Origin of the sequence: Pandoraea pulmonicola (assembly GCF_000815105.2) — a bacterium.
GTDB classification, from domain to species: Bacteria; Pseudomonadota; Gammaproteobacteria; order Burkholderiales; family Burkholderiaceae; genus Pandoraea; species Pandoraea pulmonicola.
Map to the genome: position 1 here is coordinate 2,644,650 of NZ_CP010310.2, position 21,813 is coordinate 2,666,462.

The 21,813-nt window shown below is 63.7% G+C and carries 20 protein-coding genes; 17 read left to right on the forward strand and 3 right to left on the reverse strand.

The window, feature by feature from the left end; all coding sequences use genetic code 11:
- Nucleotides 1-19 precede the first annotated feature (19 nt).
- From RO07_RS11695 to RO07_RS11770, 15 genes are all read left to right on the forward strand, one after another.
- The gene (locus RO07_RS11695; RefSeq protein ID WP_039410893.1) at nucleotides 20-958 is read left to right on the forward strand and encodes a LysR family transcriptional regulator; all 939 of its coding nucleotides are present in this window, start codon (nucleotides 20-22) and stop codon (nucleotides 956-958) included.
- A gap of 19 nt (nucleotides 959-977) precedes the next feature.
- Nucleotides 978-1,592 carry an LON peptidase substrate-binding domain-containing protein gene (locus tag RO07_RS11700; protein ID WP_039410895.1) on the forward strand — a complete coding sequence of 205 codons (615 nt, stop codon included), beginning with the start codon at nucleotides 978-980 and terminating at the stop codon, nucleotides 1,590-1,592.
- Nucleotides 1,593-1,818: 226 nt separating this feature from the next.
- Nucleotides 1,819-2,685, forward strand: coding sequence for a ParB N-terminal domain-containing protein (locus RO07_RS11705; protein ID WP_039410897.1), 867 nt, complete (start codon nucleotides 1,819-1,821; stop codon nucleotides 2,683-2,685).
- A gap of 108 nt (nucleotides 2,686-2,793) precedes the next feature.
- The gene (locus RO07_RS11710) at nucleotides 2,794-3,393 is read left to right on the forward strand and encodes a GntR family transcriptional regulator (RefSeq protein WP_237171458.1); all 600 of its coding nucleotides are present in this window, start codon (nucleotides 2,794-2,796) and stop codon (nucleotides 3,391-3,393) included.
- A gap of 116 nt (nucleotides 3,394-3,509) precedes the next feature.
- Nucleotides 3,510-4,832 carry an MFS transporter gene (gene tcuC, locus RO07_RS11715; RefSeq protein ID WP_039410901.1) on the forward strand — a complete coding sequence of 441 codons (1,323 nt, stop codon included), beginning with the start codon at nucleotides 3,510-3,512 and terminating at the stop codon, nucleotides 4,830-4,832.
- A gap of 85 nt (nucleotides 4,833-4,917) precedes the next feature.
- Nucleotides 4,918-5,463, forward strand: coding sequence for a tRNA adenosine(34) deaminase TadA (gene tadA, locus RO07_RS11720; RefSeq protein WP_084072570.1), 546 nt, complete (start codon nucleotides 4,918-4,920; stop codon nucleotides 5,461-5,463).
- On the forward strand, nucleotides 5,460-6,392 hold the full coding sequence (gene ldcA, locus RO07_RS11725) for a muramoyltetrapeptide carboxypeptidase (protein ID WP_039410905.1): 933 nt from the start codon (nucleotides 5,460-5,462) through the stop codon (nucleotides 6,390-6,392). The genes tadA and ldcA overlap by 4 nt, the downstream gene beginning before the upstream one ends.
- 393 nt (nucleotides 6,393-6,785) lie before the next feature.
- Complete coding sequence (puuE, locus tag RO07_RS11730; RefSeq protein ID WP_039410907.1) at nucleotides 6,786-7,730, forward strand: allantoinase PuuE; 945 nt, start codon at nucleotides 6,786-6,788, stop codon at nucleotides 7,728-7,730.
- A 129-nt stretch (nucleotides 7,731-7,859) separates the two neighbouring features.
- Nucleotides 7,860-8,393 (forward strand): 2-oxo-4-hydroxy-4-carboxy-5-ureidoimidazoline decarboxylase, encoded by a 534-nt coding sequence (uraD, locus tag RO07_RS11735; RefSeq protein ID WP_039410909.1) that lies wholly within the window; start codon nucleotides 7,860-7,862, stop codon nucleotides 8,391-8,393.
- A gap of 86 nt (nucleotides 8,394-8,479) precedes the next feature.
- On the forward strand, nucleotides 8,480-9,502 hold the full coding sequence (gene alc, locus RO07_RS11740; RefSeq protein WP_039410911.1) for an allantoicase: 1,023 nt from the start codon (nucleotides 8,480-8,482) through the stop codon (nucleotides 9,500-9,502).
- Between the two features lie 45 nt (nucleotides 9,503-9,547).
- Entirely contained in the window at nucleotides 9,548-10,081 is a 534-nt protein-coding gene (locus RO07_RS11745) for an ureidoglycolate lyase (RefSeq protein WP_039404304.1), read from the forward strand.
- A 671-nt stretch (nucleotides 10,082-10,752) separates the two neighbouring features.
- Nucleotides 10,753-12,177 carry a circularly permuted type 2 ATP-grasp protein gene (locus tag RO07_RS11755; protein WP_039410913.1) on the forward strand — a complete coding sequence of 475 codons (1,425 nt, stop codon included), beginning with the start codon at nucleotides 10,753-10,755 and terminating at the stop codon, nucleotides 12,175-12,177.
- A gap of 53 nt (nucleotides 12,178-12,230) precedes the next feature.
- Nucleotides 12,231-13,226: an alpha-E domain-containing protein gene (locus tag RO07_RS11760; RefSeq protein WP_039410915.1), complete on the forward strand. Its 996-nt coding sequence runs from the start codon at nucleotides 12,231-12,233 to the stop codon at nucleotides 13,224-13,226.
- A gap of 4 nt (nucleotides 13,227-13,230) precedes the next feature.
- Nucleotides 13,231-14,037 carry a transglutaminase family protein gene (locus RO07_RS11765; RefSeq protein ID WP_039410917.1) on the forward strand — a complete coding sequence of 269 codons (807 nt, stop codon included), beginning with the start codon at nucleotides 13,231-13,233 and terminating at the stop codon, nucleotides 14,035-14,037.
- A 66-nt stretch (nucleotides 14,038-14,103) separates the two neighbouring features.
- The gene (locus RO07_RS11770; protein WP_039410919.1) at nucleotides 14,104-14,949 is read left to right on the forward strand and encodes a proteasome-type protease; all 846 of its coding nucleotides are present in this window, start codon (nucleotides 14,104-14,106) and stop codon (nucleotides 14,947-14,949) included.
- A gap of 76 nt (nucleotides 14,950-15,025) precedes the next feature.
- Here RO07_RS11770 and RO07_RS11775 read toward each other — a convergent pair whose 3' ends face one another.
- The 3 genes from RO07_RS11775 to uraH form a co-directional block, all read right to left on the reverse strand.
- Nucleotides 15,026-16,405, reverse strand: coding sequence for an MATE family efflux transporter (locus RO07_RS11775; protein WP_039410921.1), 1,380 nt, complete (start codon nucleotides 16,403-16,405; stop codon nucleotides 15,026-15,028).
- A 554-nt stretch (nucleotides 16,406-16,959) separates the two neighbouring features.
- On the reverse strand, nucleotides 16,960-18,165 hold the full coding sequence (locus RO07_RS11780; RefSeq protein WP_039410923.1) for a urate hydroxylase PuuD: 1,206 nt from the start codon (nucleotides 18,163-18,165) through the stop codon (nucleotides 16,960-16,962).
- Nucleotides 18,166-18,207: 42 nt separating this feature from the next.
- Nucleotides 18,208-18,558 (reverse strand): hydroxyisourate hydrolase, encoded by a 351-nt coding sequence (uraH, locus tag RO07_RS11785; RefSeq protein ID WP_039410925.1) that lies wholly within the window; start codon nucleotides 18,556-18,558, stop codon nucleotides 18,208-18,210.
- A gap of 436 nt (nucleotides 18,559-18,994) precedes the next feature.
- Between uraH and RO07_RS11790 the strand changes: the two genes are divergently transcribed.
- Nucleotides 18,995-20,365, forward strand: coding sequence for a nucleobase:cation symporter-2 family protein (locus RO07_RS11790; protein WP_039410927.1), 1,371 nt, complete (start codon nucleotides 18,995-18,997; stop codon nucleotides 20,363-20,365).
- Nucleotides 20,366-20,415: 50 nt separating this feature from the next.
- A complete protein-coding gene (locus tag RO07_RS11795; protein ID WP_039410929.1) occupies nucleotides 20,416-21,795 on the forward strand; it encodes an 8-oxoguanine deaminase in 1,380 nt (459 codons plus the stop codon).
- Nucleotides 21,796-21,813: the final 18 nt, after the last annotated feature.

Genomic DNA, 21,813 nt, shown 5'->3' on the forward strand with positions numbered 1-21,813 from the left:
TTTCAAATCCAGATAGAAAATGGCAACCGATAAACTCGGCGATATGCGACTCTTCACGAGCGCGGCGACGCTTGGCAGCCTATCGGCCGCCGGTCGCAAGCTGGGCCTCTCGCCGGCGGCGGCGAGCGCCCGTCTGGCCAAGCTCGAAGCGTCGTTGCAGACGCGACTCTTCGTGCGCACGACGCGCGCGCTGCGTCTCACCGACGAGGGACGGGTCTATCTCGCGCACTGTCTTGTCGCCCTGCAGGCCATCGACGACGGCGAAGCCGCGCTGCAGGCGGGCTGCGCGGCAATCCGGGGCAAGATTCGGCTGTCGGCGTCGACCGACTTCGGTCTGCACACGCTCTCGCCGTGGCTCGACGAATTCACGGCGCGGTATCCGGACGTGCGCCTCTCGCTCACACTGACCGACTCGTTGACCAACCTCGTGCAGGACGACGTCGATCTCGCCATCCGCTTCAGCGAACCGGACGACGGCACGCTCGTCGCGCGGCGCCTCGCGCCGATGTGTCGAGTGCTGTGCGCGTCGCCGGACTATCTTGCGCAGCATGGCGAGCCGCACACGCCGGACGCCTTGTCGGCGCATCGGTTCATCGTGCTGGTCACCTCCTCAGGGCCGCTCAACGAGTTCCACTTTCGCCAGGGGGAGGCGACGTGGGCGTTTACCGTACCGATGGCACAGGCGTGGGAGACCAACGATGGGACGCTCGCCCGCCGGTGGGCCCTGGATGGGCGCGGCATCGTGCGCAAGACGCTCTGGGACGCGGCCGACGACGTGCGCGCAGGCCGACTGAAGATCGTGCTGTCGGACTACATCGCGAAGGAGCCGGGCGTGTATGCGGTGCGCCATCGCACGAGCTACATGGTGCCGCGCGTGCGTGCGCTGCTGGACTTTCTGATCGAACGGTTCGCGCGGGAATCGGCGGCGTGGCCTGACATCGGCACGTGCCGGGTGTGACTTCGTGTCATGATACGGCATGGCCCAGATCCCGCTCTTCCCGCTCGGTAATGCCCTGTTTCCCGCCGGGGTGTTGCATCTGCGCATCTTCGAGGTGCGCTATCTCGACATGGTCAAGCGATGCCTTGCCGACGGCACCGAATTCGGTGTAGTCGTATTGCGTCAGGGCAGCGAGGTGCGGCTGCCGGACAGCGTCGAGGAACCGGCGATGATCGGCACCATGGCCCGCATCGAAGACTGGCGCGCGCCCATGCCGGCGTTGCTCGAACTGGTGTGCCGCGGCACGTCGAAGTTTCGGCTCTCCTCGGTCGAACTGGGCAAGTACGGCTTGTGGATGGGCGAAGCGCAGACGCTGCCGGACGACGCCTGCGTCGCCATTCCCGATACGCTACAGATCAGCGCCGACACACTGGGCAAGCTGATCGCCGGGCTGCAGCGCGACCCGGCGCGTGCCGCGAAGCTGCCGCTCGCGCCGCCGTACCGGCTCGACGAGTGCGGTTGGGTTGCCGATCGCTGGGCCGAGCTGTTGCCGCTGCCCGCGCATGAGAAGGAGACGCTGCTGGGCATGGCCGATCCGGTGACGCGGCTGGCGCGCATCCAGGCCTTCCTGACGGATCACGGCGTGTTGTCGTGAGCGTCGTCGGAACGAGCGGGCGCGGACGAGGGTGACAAGGGTCGGCGGGCGCCATGCCCGGCCCAACGCCATTCGAGTCCGGCCGCGATAGCCGCCTTGCGTGGCGTTTCAAGTCTGCGGTTCGCCAACTCAGGCGATAATGCCGCCTGCAGCGATTTTCTCTGCTGACGTCATCCGGCGTGTCGAGTCCAGCGGCGCGCGGACGGCAGCATCGTTACAGAACACCATGACAGTCCAGATCAACGAAGAACTCAAGGCGTACATCGACCCGCTCACGCCTGACGAATACGCCTCGCTCGAACAGAGTCTGCTGGCCGAAGGGTGCCGCGACGCGCTCGTCCTGTGGGGCGACGTGCTCGTCGATGGGCACAACCGATACGAGATCTGCCGCAAGCACGGCATCGAATTCCGTACGGTGCAGAACACGACGTTCCGCTCGATGGACGACGTCCATCTGTGGATGATCGACAACCATCTCGGCCGTCGCAGCGTGTCCGACTATCAGCGCGGTGTTCTGGCATTGCGCAAGAAGACCATCATCGAAGCGCGTTCGGCGGCCGCTGCCCCGGCACAGAACGGGGCGGAGGCCGCACCGGCCGACGCCGAGGCGTCGTCGACGCACAGTGCGAAGGCTGCCACGGCCCACACGATGGCGCTCACGCGTGCGGCGCTCGCGCGTGCTGCGCGCCTGTCGAGCAACACGCTCGGACAGATCGAGCAGATCCACAATGCCGCGGCGCCCGAGTTGGTGGATGCGCTCAAGCGTGGCGAAGTGTCGATCAACGCGGCGGCCGCCGTCTCGACCTTGCCGCAGGCGGCACAGGTCGCGGCCGTCGTGGCTGGCAAGCAGGAGTTGCGCGAGCTCGCCCGGCAGGTGCGCGAGGCGCGTCCCGTAAAGCCGCGCAAGAAGAAGGAAGAGGTCGAGCTCGAAGAGGACGACGGCACGCCGCCGTGGGACACGAGCGCCGATCCGTCGGAAGAACTCGCGCGCCTGTCCAGGGAGCTCAAGGCGATGACCGCCGAGCGCGACGCGCTCAAGAAAAAGGTGGCGCATCTGACCATTGCGCTCGCCGAGGCGCGGGCCGGCAAGTGAGGCGCGTGCGACCACGAAGTGTGCTCTAATCGCGCCATGCGAACGCCCGGACCCCAAGCTCGTCATCAGGCCATCCGCGACACGCTTCGAGACGAGATCTTGAGCGGCGTGCTTCCGGGTGGATATCAATTGCGTCAGGAGGCGCTGGCCGAGCGTTTCCACGCCAGCCGTGTGCCGGTGCGCGAAGCGTTGCGCCAGTTGGAGGCGGAAGGGTTGGTCACGCACCATCTGAACCGCGGTGCGACGGTGGCGAGCATGAATCTCGAGCAGTTGTGCGAGTTGCTCGACATTCGCGTGGCGCTGGAATGCCATGCGGCCAAGCTGGCGGTGCCCAACATGGCGGAACGCGACTTCCAGGTGATGGAGCGGATCCTGGCCGACTACTCGGCCTCGGAAGTCGTGTCGGAATGGGCCGAATACAACCGGCGCTTCCATCTGGCGCTCTCGGCGCCTGCGAACAACCGGCGTTTGCGCATGCTCATCGAAGAGTATTGCCTGAACACCGATCGATACTCGCATCTCGCGATGTCGCAGGCCACGGGCAAGGAACAGCCGCAGCACGATCACTACGACATCCTGGCGGCGTGCCGGCGTCGGGATGTCGCGGGCGTCGTTTCCCTGCTCGAAACGCACATCCTCACCACCCGCAACGAAATCAAGGCGATGGCTCGCGAGGACAGCAGTTTTCTCGCCCACGCCGCCATCTGAGCGGCGGCGTCCCCCGGCCTGGGACTGGGCGCCCGGGGCTTGGCGAAAACATCGTGCGCAGACGTCATGCCAAGTGCTATCTTGGACGGCATCACATCCGGTGAGGTGAACGCATCATGGCTACCAGCCCCGCAAATCCCGCGTCGGTGTCGCGTTCGTCTTCATCGAAGATTGCCACGGTGATTCGTGTCACGAGTGGCAACTTCATGGAGATGTTCGATTTCTTCCTGTTCGGTTTTTACGCCACCTACATCTCCTCCACGTTCTTCCCTTCGGGGGACGAGTTCGCGTCGCTCATGCTTACGTTCATGACGTTCGGCGCGGGTTTTCTGATGCGGCCGTTGGGCGCGATCATCCTCGGGGCGTACGTCGACCGGATCGGTCGGCGCAAGGGGCTCATCGTCACGTTGTCCATCATGGCGATGGGCACCATCCTGATCGCGTTCGTGCCGGGGTTTGCGACCATAGGCTACGCGGCGCCGTTTCTCGTGCTGGTTGGGCGGTTGTTGCAGGGCTTCTCGGCGGGCGTGGAGCTCGGCGGGGTGTCCGTTTACCTGTCCGAAATGGCGACGCCGGGCCACAAGGGGTTTTACGTGAGCTGGCAGTCGGGCAGTCAGCAGGTGGCGATCATCGTGGCGGCGTTGCTGGGGTACTGGCTCAACAGGACGTTGACGCCGGGCCAGGTGGCCGACTGGGGGTGGCGCATTCCGTTCTTCATCGGTTGCATGATCGTGCCGGTATTGTTCATGATCCGGCGTTCGTTGCAGGAGACCGAGGCGTTTCTGGCGCGCAAGCATCGTCCGAGCACGGGCGAGATCTTCCGGTCGATGGTGCAGAACTGGGGGCTGGTCGTCGCGGGAATGATGCTCGTGGCCATGACGACCGTGTCCTTCTATCTGATCACCGTCTATACACCGACCTTCGGCAAGTCCGTGCTGAAGCTCTCGACGACCGATGCCCTGGTCGTCACGTTCTGCGTGGGGGTGTCCAACTTCCTCTGGTTGCCGGTGATGGGGGCGTTGTCCGATCGTGTCGGCCGCAAGCCGTTGCTGATCGTGTTTACCGTGCTGACCATTCTCACGGCCTATCCCGTCATGGCGTGGCTCGTGGTGCAGCCGACCTTCGGCAAGATGCTGCTGGTCGAATTGTGGCTGTCGTTCCTCTACGCCAGCTACAACGGTGCGATGGTGGTGGCGCTTACCGAGATCATGCCTGTCGACGTGCGCACGGCGGGGTTTTCGCTCGCGTACAGTCTGGCGACGGCGTTGTTCGGCGGATTCACGCCGGCGGTGGCGACGGGGCTGATCGAGATCACTGGCAACAAGGCGGCGCCGGGCTGGTGGATGACCTTTGCGGCCGTGTGCGGGTTGATTGCCACGCTCGTGTTGTATCGCAGGCGGGGCGTGCCCGATGCGGCGATGGCGGCCGTGCGAGAATAGCGCATTGCCGATAGCGGCCAATTGCGCCGTGCGTTACCGGTCCCGTGGGGGCCGGCAGCGGGCGGCGGCTCTCCGTCAACGTTTCATGAATCGAGATTTACCCCCCACCGACGAGACCTATATGGGCCTTGCGCTGGCGCAGGCCCGCGCCGCGATGGCGCAGGGCGAGGTGCCGGTCGGCGCCGTGGTGGTGTGCGACGGGCAGGTGGTGGCCGTGGGGCACAACTGCCCCGTGGGCGGTCACGATCCGTCCGCTCATGCCGAGATGCAGGCGTTGCGTGCGGCGGCGCAGGTGTTGGGCAACTACCGTCTTCCCGAGTGCGAACTGTATGTGACGCTCGAGCCGTGCGTCATGTGTGCGGGCGCGATCATGCATGCGCGCATCAAGCGCGTCGTCTACGGGGCAGCGGATCCCAAGACGGGGGCATGCGGCAGCGTCGTCGACCTGTTTGCGGAACCTCGCCTGAATCATCATGCCGAAGTCGTGGGTGGTGTCATGCGCGACCAGTGCGTGGGCATTCTTCAGCAATTCTTCAGCGAGCGGCGCGCGGCGGCGAAGGCGCGGCGCTTATCGGCAGCGTCCGACGCGGACGACGCGAGCTCAACCCCAACTCCGGAACAACCCAATTGACGCAGACCAGGCTTATCGAACTGATCGCTCCCTCGGGCTACGCGCCCAACGCCGAGGTTGCCGAGCGCGGCGTGCAGACGCTCGAGCGGCTCGGCTACACCGTGAGCAACCGCGAAGCGCTTGCGCGTCGCCACTTGCGCTTTGCCGGCACCGATGCGGAGCGTGTGGCCGAGATCAACCGACTGGCACGGCGCGACCATCCGGTGCCCGACATCGTGCTGGCGGTGCGTGGCGGATATGGAGCAGTACATCTGCTGGATCATCTCGATTACGAGGGATTGCATCGTCGGTTGTCGGGCGCGTCGGTGGCCATTGTCGGGCACAGCGATTTCACGGCCCTGCAGTTGGCGTTGTTGTCGCAGGCGCATCTGATCACGTTCGCCGGGCCGATGCTGCTGGCCGATTTCGGGGCCGAGACGCCGAGCGACTTCACGCTCGACCAATTCCGGTCGGTGTTGAGCGCGCCGAGCCATGTCGTCGGATGGACGGGGGATGGGGCGAGCGGCGACATCGACGTGTCGGGCACCTTGTGGGGCGGCAATCTGGCGATGGTGTGCAGCCTGATCGGCACGCGGTACCTGCCGCAGATCGAGGGTGGCGTGCTGTTCGTGGAGGACGTCAACGAGCCGCCGTACCGGGTGGAGCGGATGATTTACCAGTTGCACCAGACGGGGATCCTGGCGCGTCAGCGGGCGCTTGTGCTGGGCGACTTTTCCGAATACCGGCTGAGTGACTACGACAACGGTTACGACATGGCGGCCATGATCGAGAACATGCGCCGGGTGGTTGGCATTCCCATCGTCACCGGCCTGCCGTTCGGCCATTGTCCTGACAAGCTGACCTTGCCAGTGGGTGGGCAGGCGAGGTTGCAGACGGCGGGGGCGCAGGCGACGCTCACGCTTACGGGATATCCCTATATCGCGAGCTAAGCGACTGGCCGCACGGCCGGACATCGGGCGGGCTGGCAAATTCCGAAGCACGCCGGGTCGAATCGACGGCCCGGCGTGCTTTTTTCATTGCGAGACGAATTTCGGTGGGTTTGCACCCGATCGAGGGTGTTTATGGGGATTTTGCGGGGATTTCGTGGGTGAAACGTACCGATACATCCAACGAGACGACGCTGGCTTTTGCGACCGATGGACAGCGGATGGGCCGCAGGCCGACGGCGGATTGCCGCTCGGGTCGAGGTGAAAAATGGTGCATTGCGCAAGCGACTATACGTCTTGCCGCAGCTTGAATATCTGAATATGGCTATGTCTGGCGGTAGGGGATTTGGCTAAACTTCTTCGATCGTTTCGCCAACAGAAGGATGCCAGGACATCATGGCCAGCAACGTCGGAAATGCCAAGGACTACCCCCGCGACCTGATTGGCTATGGTCGTCACGTACCGTTTGCCGATTGGCCGGGGCGTGCGCGCATTGCCGTCCAGTTCGTCCTGAACTACGAAGAAGGCGGCGAGAACTGTGTGTTGCACGGTGATCGCGCGTCGGAGCAGTTCCTGTCCGAGATCATTGGCGCGGCGGCGTACGAGGCGCGTCACATGAGCATGGAGTCCATTTACGAGTATGGGGCGCGTGCGGGGGTATGGCGCATTCTGCGCGAATTCGAGCGTCGTGGTCTGCCGCTGACCGTGTTTGGCGTGGCGATGGCGATGCAGCGCCATCCCGAGGTGACGGCGGCGTTCCAGGAACTGGGGCATGAGATCGCGTGTCACGGCTGGCGCTGGATCCATTATCAGAACATCGACGAGGCGACCGAGCGCGAGCACATGCGCGTTGCCATCGAGATCTTCAGGGAGATGACGGGGAGTGCTCCGTTGGGTTGGTACACAGGCCGTGACAGTCCGAATACGCGTCGGTTGGTGGTCGAGCAGGGCGGGTTCGTATACGACTCCGACAACTATGGCGACGACCTGCCGTTCTGGACGCAGGTACGGACCAGCGGCGGTGAAGTGAAACCGCATCTCGTCGTGCCGTACACGCTCGATTCCAACGACATGCGCTTCGCGGCGCCCCAGGGTTTCAACACGGCGGATCACTTCTTTCATTACCTGCGCGACGCCTTCGATGTCTTGTATGCCGAGGGAGACGAGGCGCCGAAGATGTTGTCGATCGGCATGCATTGCCGGTTGCTGGGCCGTCCGGGGCGATTCGCGGCGTTGCAGCGGTTCCTCGATCACATCGAAAAGCACGATCGCGTGTGGGTGTGCCGTCGGATCGACGTGGCGCGTCACTGGCAGGAGCGCCACCCGTTCGTGGCGGCCTGAAATTTTGAGTGCGACCGTCTTGGCCGGGGAGGGTGAGGCGGTTGAAGACAGATTGAATCCGACAGGCGTCATCGGGCTGCGCGTGTGCGTGCGGCGGGGGCGCCGACATGTTCTGCAGGAGAGTCGTCAATGAACGCCCCGTTGCCTACGACCCGACGTACCGTTGCCGAGATTTCGGCGTTACCGCGTGCCGAGTTCGTTGCCGCGCTCGACGGCATTTTCGAGCATTCCCCGTGGGTCGCCGAAGCGGCTTGGGAAGATCGTCCGTTTGCGTCCGTGGCGGCGTTGCACGATGCCATGTGCCAGGCCGTCCTCGATGCTGGGGAAGGCCCGCAACTGGATCTCATCCGTGCGCACCCGGAGTTGGCGGGCAAGGCGGCGGTGCGTGGTGAGTTGACGGCCGAGTCCACGCGTGAGCAGGCCGGGGCGGGTCTCGATCAATGCAGCGCGGAAGAATTTGCGCGCCTGACCGAGCTCAACGACGCCTACAAGGTCAAGTTCGGTTTTCCGTACATTCTGGCGGTGCGTGGCCATACACGTCGCAGCATCATCGACAACTTTGCCGGGCGGCTCGAAAACAGCCGGGCGGACGAAATCGAGGAGTGCTTGCGTCAGATTTTCCGGATTGCGGGTTTCCGGTTGCAGGATCTGGTGAGCGACTGAGTCGTTTGCCTGACGGGCGGCGAGGGCCGCCCGATGCGTTTCAAGAGAAATTCAGTACAGACATTACCGAGCATCAAGGAGTTGGCATGGCAATCGTCCCGCAAGATCCGAACGCACCGGAATTCGTGCGCCGTTACGTCAATCTGGCAGATCCGCGTCTTGGGGCGCAGGCGCTGGAGGCCAGCGACGAATTCTTTGCGGCCAAGGAGCGCATGCTCAATCCCGAGCCGGCGGTGTTCATCCCGGGCAAGTACGACGAGAACGGCAAGTGGATGGACGGGTGGGAGACGCGTCGCAAGCGCGTGAACGGCTACGACTGGTGCGTGGTCAAGTTGGCGCGCGCGGGTGTGCTGTATGGCGTCGATCTCGACACCAGCCACTTCACCGGCAACTTCCCGCCGGCCGCCTCGCTCGAGGGCTGCTACAGTCCGAGTGGTGCGCCGTCCGCGTCGGCTGAATGGTTCGAGCTGCTGCCATCGACCACTCTGCAGGGCAATGCGCACCATTACCATGCGATTGCCGACCAGCGCGCGGTGACTCACGTGCGCGTGAACCTGTATCCCGACGGTGGTCTGGCGCGCCTGCGCCTGTACGGGTTGCCGCAGAGCGATTGGGCGGGCCGTTCGCGTGACGAGTTGATCGATCTGGTGGCGATGGAAAACGGCGGGTACGTCGTGGCGGCGAACAACCAGCATTTCGGGTTGGCGTCGAACCTGCTGATGCCGGGCCGGGGTGTGAATATGGGGGATGGCTGGGAGACGCGTCGTCGTCGTGAGCCGGGTAACGACTGGGCCATCATTGCGCTGGCGCAGCCGGGCGAGATCGCGAAGATCGAAGTCGATACTGCGCACTTCAAGGGCAACTTCCCGGATCGGTGTTCCATCCAGGGGGCGTATGTGACGGGTGGCACCGAGCAGTCGTTGATTACGCAGTCGATGTTCTGGCCGGTGTTGTTGCCCGAGCAGAAGTTGGCGATGGACAAGCAGTTCTGCTTCGAGGAGCCGGTGCAGAAGCTGGGGGCGATCACGCACATTCGCTTCAACATCATTCCGGACGGTGGCGTGTCGCGTCTGCGGCTGTGGGGCCGTTTGAGTGAGAAGAAGGCGTAAAGCGAGGGGATAAAAAGGTGCGTAGAGGAACAAGGAGAACGTGACATGTCGGGTCCGACGTTGAAGATAGAGCGATTGACGCGGGAGGCGTTTGCGCCGTTTGGGGATGTGATCGAGTTGTCGGGCGCGAGGCATTTTGCGATCAATGGTGGGACGACGGAGCGGTATCACGACTTGGCGACGGTGGATCTGGGGCCGGAGGGTGGTCGTACGTTGATCAATGTGTTCCGGGGTCAGCCGCGTCGGTTGCCGTACGAGGTGAAAATGCTGGAGCGTCATCCGCTGGGCAGCCAGGCGTTTATTCCGTTGAAGGCGACGCCGTATCTGGTGGTGGTGGCGCCGGTGGGCGAGTTGGATGTCAGCCGGATGCGGGCGTTTGTGTCGGAGGGTTGGCAGGGGGTGAACTATGCGCGGGGCGTGTGGCATCACCCGTTGTTGGCGTTGGATGAGGTGAGTGACTTCGTGGTGGTCGATCGTGGGGGGGAGGGGCCCAACTGTGACGAGCAGGATTTGCCGGGCGAGTATTTATTGACGCAGGCGGCGTTGGATGCTGCCCGAGCGCCAAAGAAGGCCGCGTAAGCAGTAAAAGCAACAGCAAGCATGAGATAAACGCCGGGTAAATCCCGGCGTTTCTTATGGAGGTAGAAAAGCTGAGGCGGTCATATGGGCGGAGGAAGTTGGAGCGGGTAGGAGGTTGGGAGGGACTGGTGGGGTATGAGCGATGGCGCGGCCGTCCCGCGCAGTTGCGGAGCACGTGCGGGGCGGGTGCGGCGTCGCGTTGGTGCTGGAGTCGATGGGTGTCGACGGGACTGGGGTGGTGGGAGGTGAGCGCGAGAAGCGGGCGGTGTCGGTTGAAGCGTTGAGGGCGTGGAGGGGGACGGAGCGGGGCCCCGTTGCGGCGCGAGTTGGGTCACTGTTTGAGTGACGCAATGGGGCCCCGCTCCGTCGGGGGAAAGACGCGGAAGGTGCGAACGAGAGCTAGCTGAGCGGTGAGCGGCAAGGCGTGGAAAGCGCGAACGCCAGCAACCCGGAACCGGCCCAGCAGGACAGCAGCAAGCCAGTGCTGTCAAAACCAAAACCCATGCGCTTTTAGCGACAAAAAGCCGGAAACCGACAGCGCCGAATCCCATACTCCAAATCACCGGCGTGGTGCGCGAAAATCAATTGCGCACCAAAACCGTGCCGAAAGGGGGATATCGCTCGGGCATATTTATTGCTCGATCTCGACACAGCAATCTGCGGAGAAGCATATGGTCGAGAGCTATAACGAGATGGCGAGCATGACGGGGGCTACGCGTTCGCACTATCGTCGATTTGACGACTGGCTGAAATGCCAATCCGACGATGTCCTGCACCATAAGCGCGCTGAGGCCGATCTGGCGTTTCGCCGGGTGGGGATCACCTTTGCCGTGTATGGGAACGATGCGGGGACCGAGCGACTCATCCCCTTCGATCTGATCCCACGGATCATCCCGGCACATGAGTGGCAGACCTTGCAGACCGGCTTGCGCCAGCGTGTCGAGGCGCTGAACCGGTTCATTCACGATGTTTACCATGAGCAGGAGATATTGCGAGCGGGCGTGATCCCTGCCGAGCAGGTGCTCATGAATGCGCAGTATCGTCCCGAGATGCAGGGTGTGGACGTGCCTGGCGACATATACGCACATATCGCGGGTGTGGATGTCGTCAGAGCGGGAACGGGCGACGATGGCGTCTTCTATGTGCTGGAAGACAACTTGCGCGTCCCGTCGGGCGTGTCGTACATGCTCGAAAACCGAAAAATGATGATGCGACTGTTCCCCGAGTTGTTCGCGAGGAACCGCATCGCGCCGGTCGAACATTACCCTGATCTGCTTCTCGACAGTTTGCGCGCGGTGGCGCCGATGGGCGTTGACGATCCCACCGTTGTCGTCATGACGCCGGGCATCTACAACTCCGCGTACTTCGAGCATGCGTTCCTTGCGCAGCAAATGGGGATCGAGTTGGTCGAAGGGCAAGACCTGTTCGTCGAGGATAACCTCGTCTACATGAGGACCACCAACGGTCCGAAGCGTGTCGACGTCATCTACCGGCGCATCGACGATGACTTCCTCGATCCACTCGCATTCCGCGCCGATTCCACGCTGGGCGTGCCGGGTCTGCTGAGCGTGTACCGGGCGGGGCGAGTGACACTGGCCAACGCCATCGGCACCGGTGTGGCGGATGACAAATCCATCTACCCGTTCGTGCCCGACATGATCGAGTTCTATCTTGGCGAAAAGCCTATCCTGAACAACGTTCCGACCTACCAATGCCGCCGCGCGGACGACCTCGCATACACCCTCGAGAATCTCGGCAATCTCGTCGTCAAGGAAGTCCACGGCGCGGGCGGTTACGGCATGCTCGTTGGCCCGGCGTCCACTCGCGCTGAAATCGAAGCCTTCCGCGAAAGACTGATCGCGAAGCCGGACGGTTACATCGCCCAGCCCACGCTGGCGCTATCGGCGTGCCCGACCTTCGTCGACGCCGGGATCGCGCCGCGGCACATCGACCTCAGGCCATTCGTGCTGTCGTCCGGCAAAAACGTCACCATGGTGCCCGGCGGCCTCACCCGGGTGGCGCTGACCGAGGGTTCGCTCGTCGTCAACTCATCGCAGGGTGGGGGTACCAAAGACACCTGGGTGCTCGAAAAGTAACCCGCGAAACCTAACCCGTACCGACAAGACCGAATACGCATCGGGAAACCATCATGCTAAGCCGCACCGCCGACCACCTGTTCTGGATGGCCCGCTACATGGAGCGGGCAGAAAACACAGCGCGTCTTCTGGACGTCAATCTGCAGAATCTGCTGCTGCCGCAGGATGCTGGCGACGACGAAGACGACACCGAGCCGCCCGTGCCCACGAGCGCTTTCGACGACGAAGCCGGCTGGCGCGCCACGCTGCGCATCTCCGAACTCGAGCCCGCGTTCAACCGCAAACACCTGCGGGCCACGCAGGCCAACGTACTCGACTTCGTCGTGCGAGATCGCGACAACCCGTCGAGCATCGCGTGCTGCCTTGCGGCGGCCCGCGAAAATGCGCGCGCCGTGCGCGGCACCCTGACCACCGAACTGTGGGAGACCGTCAACAGCACTTGGCTCGAATTCCCCAGGATGCTCGATCTGCTCGAGCATGATCCAGCGCAACTGTTCGAATGGGTCAAAGTGCGCTCCCACCTCTCGCGCGGCGTGAGCTTCGGCACCTTGTTCCAGGACGACGCGTTCTACTTCACGCGCCTCGGCCTCTTCCTCGAGCGAGCCGACAACACCGCGCGGATCCTCGACGTGCGCTTCCACGAAGCCGTGCGTGCTGACCGGGCTGGCCCCGATGCGTCACACCCCACCGACTTCTACTACTGGTCCGCCGTGCTGCGCAGCGTGTCCGGGTTCGAAATCTACCGAAAAGTCTATCGTGACGTCATTACCCCCGAGCGTGTCGTCGAACTCCTCATGCTCAATGCCCACATGCCGCGCTCCCTGCTCGCGTCGCTCAATGGTGTGTGCGAAAACCTGGCCACGCTCTCCAACGCCCAGTCCGGCGACGTCGAACGATATGCCGGCAAGCTGCAAGCCGAACTCAAGTACGCCGACATCCAGCAAATCCAGCAACAGGGGCTGCATCCCGTGCTCACCGAGTTTCTCGAACGCGTGTCCGTGCTCGGCAACAAAATCAGCCAGACCTTCCTGATACCGCTCGCCGCTTGACACCATGCGCCTGACCATCCGCCACGAAACCACCTACCGCTACGACTCGCCGGTGCGCTATACCATCCAGCAGTTGCGGCTCACGCCTGCGGCGTCCGGGGTGCAGCGCGTCGTGCAATGGCGGCTGAGCGCGCCGGGCAAACTCACCGCCGCGCGAGACGCATACGGCAACGACATGCATACCCTCGTGCTGCACCAGCCGCACAGCGAGATCCATTTGCTTGCCGAGGGAGAGGTCGAAACCACGCCGCTCGCCGATGGCCGGCTCGACGAGACGACCCATGCCGTTCCAGTGTTATCCTTTGCCAGCCCGACGCCGCTCACCGCGCGCAGCGAGGCCATCGACGTCCTGGCAGGGGCCGCCGGCGTGGCGACCGTCGACCAATTGCTGGCGCTTGCCGCCACCATCTGCGAAGCCGTCGACTACGAGTCCGGCATTACCGCTGTGACCAGTACCGCGGCGCAAGCGCTGGCGTTGGGGCGGGGTGTCTGCCAGGACCACGCGCACCTCATGCTCGCCGTTTGCCGGGCGCGCGGGGTGCCGGCGCGTTACGTCAGCGGGTACATCGATCCGGGCGACGTACCGCACGCGGCTAGCCATGCGTGGGTCGACGTGTGGGTGGGGGGTGTGGGATGGGTCAGCATCGACGTCACACACGCCTGCTTCGCCAGCGGCAACTACTGCCGTCTGGCCGTCGGGCGCGATTACGAATCGGCCGCGCCCGTGCGCGGCATGCGCAGCGGCGGGGCGACAGAGGCGCTGCACGTGAAAGTTGCCGTCGACGCCGCGCCGCTCGATCGGCAACAATAGGTTTAACAGGTTTTCGTGCGACGGGGCTGGCGCTCCGCACCGCTAGACTCGCAAGACAGGAACGACATGACGTACTGCGTGGCCATGAAGCTCGATGCCGGGCTGGTCTTTCTCTCCGATACCCGCACCAATGCGGGCGTCGACCATGTGAGTACCTTTCGCAAGATGCTCGTGTTCGAGCGGGCAGGCGAGCGCGTGCTCGTGCTGCTCTCGGCCGGCAACCTCGCGGTGACGCAGGCCGTGCGCCAGCAGCTTATCGACGCGCGCGACACCGATACGCTCTGGAACGCCAAATCCATGACCGACGTCGCCCGCGTCGTCGGCCAGGCCATCCGCGACGTCTATGCGCGAGACGCCAAGGCGCTGGAAACCTTCGGTGTCGACTTCAATTGCAGCTTCCTGCTCGGCGGACAGATCGCCGGCGCGCCGAGCCGCCTGTTCCAGCTGTATTCGGCGGGCAACTTCATCGAAGCGTCCTCCGTCAATCCGTACTTTCAGATCGGCGAGTCGAAGTACGGCAAGCCCATCATCGACCGGCTCGTGACGCCGGCAACGTCGCTCGACGACGGCGCGAAGTGCGCATTGATCTCCATGGACTCCACGCTGCGCTCCAATGTCTCGGTAGGCCTGCCGCTCGACTTGCTCGTGTATGAAGAGAATTCGTTGCGAGTGACGCGTTTCGCCTCGCTGGACGACGAAAACGTTTACTACAGGATGATTCACGACACCTGGGGAGCGCGTCTGCGCCAGGTGTTCGACGAATTGCCCGAGCCACAATGGGCGGCCGCGGCGCACAACACCCCGACCGCCTTGCCGCCATTCGCGGCGCCGCCCGAAGGCATTCCGGGTGCCGCCGAGCCGGGCAGCGTGCAGTCGCTCGCGCAGACGTTCTCGCTGAAGATGCCGTCCTGAGCGGTCCTCGCGGCATCGGAACAGGAAACGGCGTCATCCCCTCGGGCCACGCCGTTTCCTGGTTCGTCGACGCCGATCAACGCATCGCCGAGGCGGGCAGCAACTTCACGCCATGAGCGTTGCGCCAGTAAAGCCAGGCGCTGATGGCGAGCGTCACCATTTCCGTGATCAGCAGCGTGTACCAGATGGCCTCGCCGCCGAGCCATGCGTCGAGCCACCACAGCGTGCCGAGTAGCAGCACCCAACTGCGCAACATCGCAATGGCGGCGGATGGGCCCGGCGCTTCCACGGCCGTCAGGAAGCCGGCCACGATCAGGTTGCCGGCCGCCGGCAGGAACGCGAGCGCGTACCACAGCACCGCGTGTTCGAGAATCGACCAGGCCTGTCCGCCCGAGGGCAGGAACGCAAACGTCAGCGGACGCGCCAGCGTCACCATGACGACGGCCACGAGCAACGAGAAGCCCATCACCGCCATCACGCCGAGCCGGAACGACTCGCGCAGCGCGCGCACGTCGCGTGCCCCGCGATAGAAACTGATCATCGGCTGCATGCTCTGCACGAGCGCGACCATCGTGACCGTCGCGCCGAGTGTCATGTATTCCAGGATCGCGTACGCCGCGAGACCCGGTTCGCCGAAATTCGCCAGGATCACGCGGTTGAAGGCGAACACCGTGACCGCCGGTGCGATCGCGCCAAGGAACTCCGACGCACCGTTGTACATCGCGCGCCAGACGTGCACCGTGCCGCCGCCGAACGCCCGCGTCGCGGGCACGACCTTGCGTGCGAGCCACAGGTGATAGGCGAACATCGCGCTGCTCGACACCATCATCGAGATGCCCGTCGCCAGCGACGCGCCGTACATCCCCATACCGCGCACGGCGATCAGCCAGTAGTCCAGCGCCACATTGGCGAGCGCGCCGAGGAACATCGCGTACAACCCGAAGCGCGCGGCGTGCGCGCCCTCCACGCGAAGAAACAACTCCATGGCGTAAAGACCGTTGGCGAACAGCACGAACCAGGCCCAGCCGGAGAGATAGGCCACCACGTCGTCCGTGATGGCGCCTTGCGCACCGAGTGCCGCTGCGATTTCGTGCGTGAACGCCAGTACGCCCGCGCTCATTGCGATGCCGAAGGCAAGCATCACCCACAGCACCTGCGAGAACGCGCGACGCGCTTCGGCGTGACGCCCCTCGCCGAGCAGACGGGCGATCAGTGTGGCGCCGCCCACGCCGACCATCACACTGATTGCGTAAGGGACATAGAGCAGCGGCACGACCAGATTCAGCGCGGCCAACGCTTGTTGGCCCACGTAGCGACCGATGAAAATGCCGTCGATCAGCGTGTAGATCGTGTAGACCCAGCCCGACAGAATCGTCGGAATCGCGAGCGACGTGAATTGCTTGAGCAGGGACGTCCTCGCGCCCCGCGGCGTATGACTTTGATTGGATAGAGACATGGTCCCCCCGATGACGAATCGCCGCGTCGTGTCGGGACGCGGCTCACATATCGAAAATTCTGAAAACTTCGAAGGAAGGAGATCACCGCTCACGCGCAAGCGATGGCGTGAGCGCTCCGCCCGAACCATCACGCGCGGACAGACTGGCGTGCGTTAGCGGGTCAGAGAGATTGACCGAGACGCGGACGGCGGAAACATCGCCTGGTGCAGATGCAGCCAGACAACGCCTTGCCGGGAAGCGGAGAAAACGAGGAAGTTCATGGTGTCTCGTGCATGACGCGTTTGCCAGCGGCGTTGCGTCAGTCGTTTGACGTCATGGGAGGGTTGGGCGGGATGCCGCCGCTGCGCCAAAACATCACGCCCGGATTGCCGGGCGCGTAATACAGACCTGCGTACCTCCGACGAAGTTCCCGAGGGGTTTGTTTCCCCATGGGATTGCCGTACCGGTCGGTGTTCGCTTCCCTCCAAAGCAGGGAAAACGCGCCGCGCGCGCATGAAAAAAAGGGCGCCGAAGCGCCCCAACATGGGTCCAGCAAGAAGGACGTCTCCGACCGCTATTGTTGTGCGCCGCCGTTGAACCAGGCGGCAATCTTCTGGCGTTCGTCGTCCGTCATCTGGGTCACGTTGCCCAGCGGCATCGACTTCAGCGCCACGGCCTGTTGATAAATGCGTTGCGCGTTCTGCGAGATCTCGGCGGGTGTGTCGAGCATCACGCCGGCCGGTGCGCTACCCATCATCGTCGGCTTGGCCGAGTGGCAGGTGGCGCAACGTTGCGTGATGATCGGCTGGATCTCCGAGAGCTTCACCGCGGGGGCCGCCGCTTCGCCGTGCGCACCCGTGGCCGGGGCCGGGGCGGGACGCGGGGCGGCGAACACGGCCACACCGGCGAGCAGGGCGGCGCCGGCCACCGGCAACGCGTACAGATTCCTGCCTGCGTGACGCAGCACGAAGAACTGACGAATCATCGCGCCCGCGGCCATGATGACCGTGAGGATCACCCAGTTGTACGGATTGCTGTACGTGAACGCGTAATGGTTGCTGATCATGATGAACACGACCGGCAGCGTGAAGTACGTGTTGTGCACCGAGCGCTGCTTGCCGAGCTTGCCCCAGATCGGATTCGGGACTTCGCCCTTCGACAGCGCATCCACACTCTTGCGCTGACCCGGGATGATCCAGAAGAACACGTTGGCCGACATCGACGTGGCCATCATCGCTCCCACGATCAGGAACGCGGCACGGCCGGCGAAGATGTGCGTCGTCGCGTACGTTGCGGCGATCACGAACAGCGCCACGGCGACACCGAGCACACGCTCGTTCCTGCCCAGCATGCGGCACAGGAAGTCATAGACGAACCAGCCGCCGATCAGGAACGCCACCGCGAGGCCCACGGCCTGGCCCGGTTGCAGATCCATCACGTTTCTGTCGATCAGGTACGTTTGCGGTTGCAGCAGATACAGCACGCAGAACAGCGCGAAGCCCGAGAGCCACGTCGTGTACGACTTCCACTTCGACCAGTGCAGATCTTCCGGCATCTGCGGCGGCGAGTTCAGATACTTCTGGGCGTGATAGAAACCGCCGCCGTGCACCGACCACATCTCGCCGAACACGCCTTTCTGCTTGTCTTCCGCAGCCTTGGGCGGCTTCAGCCCGTTGTCCAGCATCACGAAATAGAACGACTCGCCAATCCATGCAATCGCAGCCACCACGTGCAGCCAGCGCAGCAACAGATTGACCCAGTCCGAAATAAACGCTTCCATCCTATGTTCTCCTCAACTGCCTGACGTTCACGCTCGCGGCTATCAGCTGCCGCGATACGTGGAAAAGCTCCACGGCGACACCAGAAGGGGCACGTGGTAATGCTGCGACGGGTCCGCAATGCCGAAGCGCAATACGACGCGATCGACGAAACGCGGCGACGGCACTTCCACGCCCTGCGCGGCAAAATAGTCGCCCGCGTGAAACACCAGCTCGTATTCGCCCGCGACGAATTCCTCGCCCTCGAGCAACGGCTTGTCGCAACGGCCGTCGTGATTGGTCTGCACGTCGCGCAGCGAACGGCGCTCGCCGTCCACACGCCAGAGCTCCACACGGATGCCCGCGCCTGGCTTGCCGTGCGATGTATCAAGTACGTGGGTAGTCAGTCGTCCCATGATGTCTCCTGTGATGGATGGCTGCATTGTAGGGAGATGGCGGCCGGGCAACGCGCGCAATACCAAAGATAAAAACGCGCACATACCCCGTGATGCCGGACAAAAAGATGACAGGCATCCATATGTCCCGACGCCGTGTCGAATGTACGCAGCGTGCACCGGAACGGGGATTTTGCCGACCACTATTTGATTTTGTTATCCGATTTATAACGCCAAGCATATGAAGTGTTCTCGCGGTGGGAGACGACCCGCCCGGAAAGCCCAATGTCCACGTACATGCCTGGGGAAAACCCGAAACGCATGATAAGCATTCATGCATACGTTCTATGAAAAAAACACTATAGCCTGCACCGGTCTTGCCGCAAAAGACGTCGACCTGCACCATTGAGCCACCCCAAAAATATCAATCAAACAGCCCCCCTGGGACGGAGACGCAATGAGTGTGACAACCAAAGCCGTGGTGGATCCGGTCGACGAGCGACTGCCGATCGGAAAATTGTTCATGCTGGGCCTGCAACACGTGCTGGTGATGTATGCGGGTGCGGTAGCCGTGCCGCTGATCATCGGCGGCGCCCTTGGCTTGCCCAAGGATCAGATTGCCTTTCTCATTTCCGCCGACCTGATGTGCTGCGGCATCGCCACACTGCTGCAAAGCGTGGGCGTGGGCCGGTTCGGTATCCGCATGCCGGTCATCATGGCCGTGACGTTCGCGGCCGTCGGCCCGATGCTCGCCATCGGTACCAATCCTTCGCTCGGTCTGCCGGGCATCTTCGGGGCGACCATCGCCTCGGGCATCATCGGCACGCTTCTGGCGCCGGTCGTCGGCAAGCTGTTGCGCTTTTTCCCGCCGATCGTCACCGGCATCGTGATCACGTCCATCGGTCTCACCATCATCGGCGTGGGCATCAACTGGGCGGCCGGTGGCGTGGGCAACCCCGATTACGGCGACCCGGTCTACCTGGGCGTGTCGTTCGCGGTGCTCGTCTTCATCCTGCTCGTCACGCGCTTCGTCAAGGGCTTCTTCTCGAATATCGCCGTGCTGCTCGGCATCCTGTTCGGTTTCATGATCGCGCTGATGCTCCACAAGGTGAATTTCGACGGACTCGATCAGGTGAAGTGGTTCGACATCGTGTTGCCGTTCCACTTCGGCATGCCGGTCTTCGATCCGTGGGCCATCGTCACGCTGACCATCGTGATCCTGATCACGTTCATCGAATCGACGGGCATGTTCCTCGCACTCGGTGAAATCGTCGGCAAGCCCGTCGACGAGAAGGCGCTCGTGGCCGGTCTGCGTGTCGATGGCGTCGCCACTGTCATCGGTGGCGTGTTCAACACCTTCCCGCACACCTCGTTCTCGCAGAACATCGGCCTGGTCGGCGTGACCGGCGTGAAGAGCCGCTGGGTTTGTGCGGCGGCCGGTGTCATCCTGCTCGTGTTCGGCCTGATCCCGAAGATGTCGGTGGTCGTGGCGTCGATTCCGCAATTCGTGCTGGGCGGGGCAGGGGTGGTAATGTTCGGCATGGTGCTTGCCACGGGTATCAAGATCCTGTCGAAGGTCGATTACTCGAACAATCGCTACAACCTGTACATCGTGGCGATCAGCATCGGCATGGCCATGATCCCGGTGGCGTCGAACAAGTTCTTCGCAAAGATGCCCGAGCAGCTCGCACCGCTGTTGCACAGCGGTATTCTGCTCGCCACGCTCTCGGCCGTGATCCTCAACGCCTACTTCAACGGCTTCAAGGCGCCGGTGGCCAATGGCCACGGCAAGCCGAACGGATCGGGCATGGGGCTCGAAGCGCACTGAGCGCGTTTCCTATTCGTCCACAGGCCATCGTTTCCACGTAACCAGACACCATGACAACTCGTTCTCAACCCACGAAAACGCTGCTCGTCAAGAATGCCGACGTCCTCGTCACGATGGACGCCGGCCGTCGCGAGATCGCTCGCGGCGGGCTCTACGTGGAGGACAACCGGATCGTGGCCGTCGGTCCCAGCGACACGCTGCCGGCCACCGCCGACGAAGTGCTCGACATGAGCGGGCACGTCGTCGTCCCCGGTCTCGTGAACACGCATCACCATATGTATCAGAGCCTCACGCGGGCCATTCCGGCCGCGCAGGACGGCGAGCTGTTCAACTGGCTGACGAACCTCTATCCGGTGTGGGCCAACCTCACGCCGGAGATGATCCGCGTCTCGACGCAGACGGCCATGGCCGAACTGCTGCTCTCGGGCTGCACGACGTCGAGCGACCATCTCTATATCTATCCGAACGGCTGCAAGCTCGACGACAGCATCGAAGCGGCCGCACAGATCGGCATGCGCTTTCACGCGAGCCGGGGCAGCATGAGTGTCGGACAGAGTCAGGGCGGCCTGCCGCCCGATCGCGTGGTCGAGCGCGAAGACGACATCTTGAAAGACACCCAGCGCCTCATCGAGGCGTATCACGACCCGGGCCGCTACGCGATGTTGCGCGTGGTCGTGGCGCCGTGCTCGCCGTTCTCCGTGAGCCGCGACCTGATGCGCGAGTCCGCGGCGATGGCACGTCACTACGGCGTGTCGCTGCACACGCACCTGGCGGAGAACGTCAACGACATCGCCTACAGCCGCGAGAAGTTCGGCATGACACCCGCCGAATACGCGCAGGACCTGGGCTGGGTCGGCCACGATGTCTGGCACGCCCACTGCGTGCAGCTCGACGACGCCGGGATCGCGCTCTTCGCGAAGACCGGCACCGGCGTGGCGCATTGCCCGTGTTCGAACATGCGGCTCGCGTCGGGCATCGCCCCGATTCGACGCATGCGCGACGCCGGCGTGCCGGTCGGGCTCGGCGTGGACGGCTCGGCATCGAACGACGCCGGTCATATGATCAACGAGACACGCCAGGCCTTGCTGCTGCAGCGCGTCGGCTTCGGCCCGAGCGCCATGACGGCGCGAGAGGCGTTGGAAATCGCGACCGTGGGCGGTGCGCGCGTGCTCGGCCGCGACGACATCGGCGTGCTGGCCGCAGGCATGGCGGCCGACTTCGTGGCGTTCGATACGCGCGGCGTCGGCATGGCCGGCGGCCTGCACGATCCGGTCGCGGCGCTGGTCTTCTGCAATCCCGGACAAGCCGCGTACAGCGTGGTGAACGGACGTGTGGTGGTACGCGAAGGGCGTCTGACGACGCTCGACCTGCCATCGCTCGTCACGCGTCACAACGCGCTGGCGCGGCAACTGGCCGAGGCTTCCCGGTAAAGCGTTGCCATGTCGGCC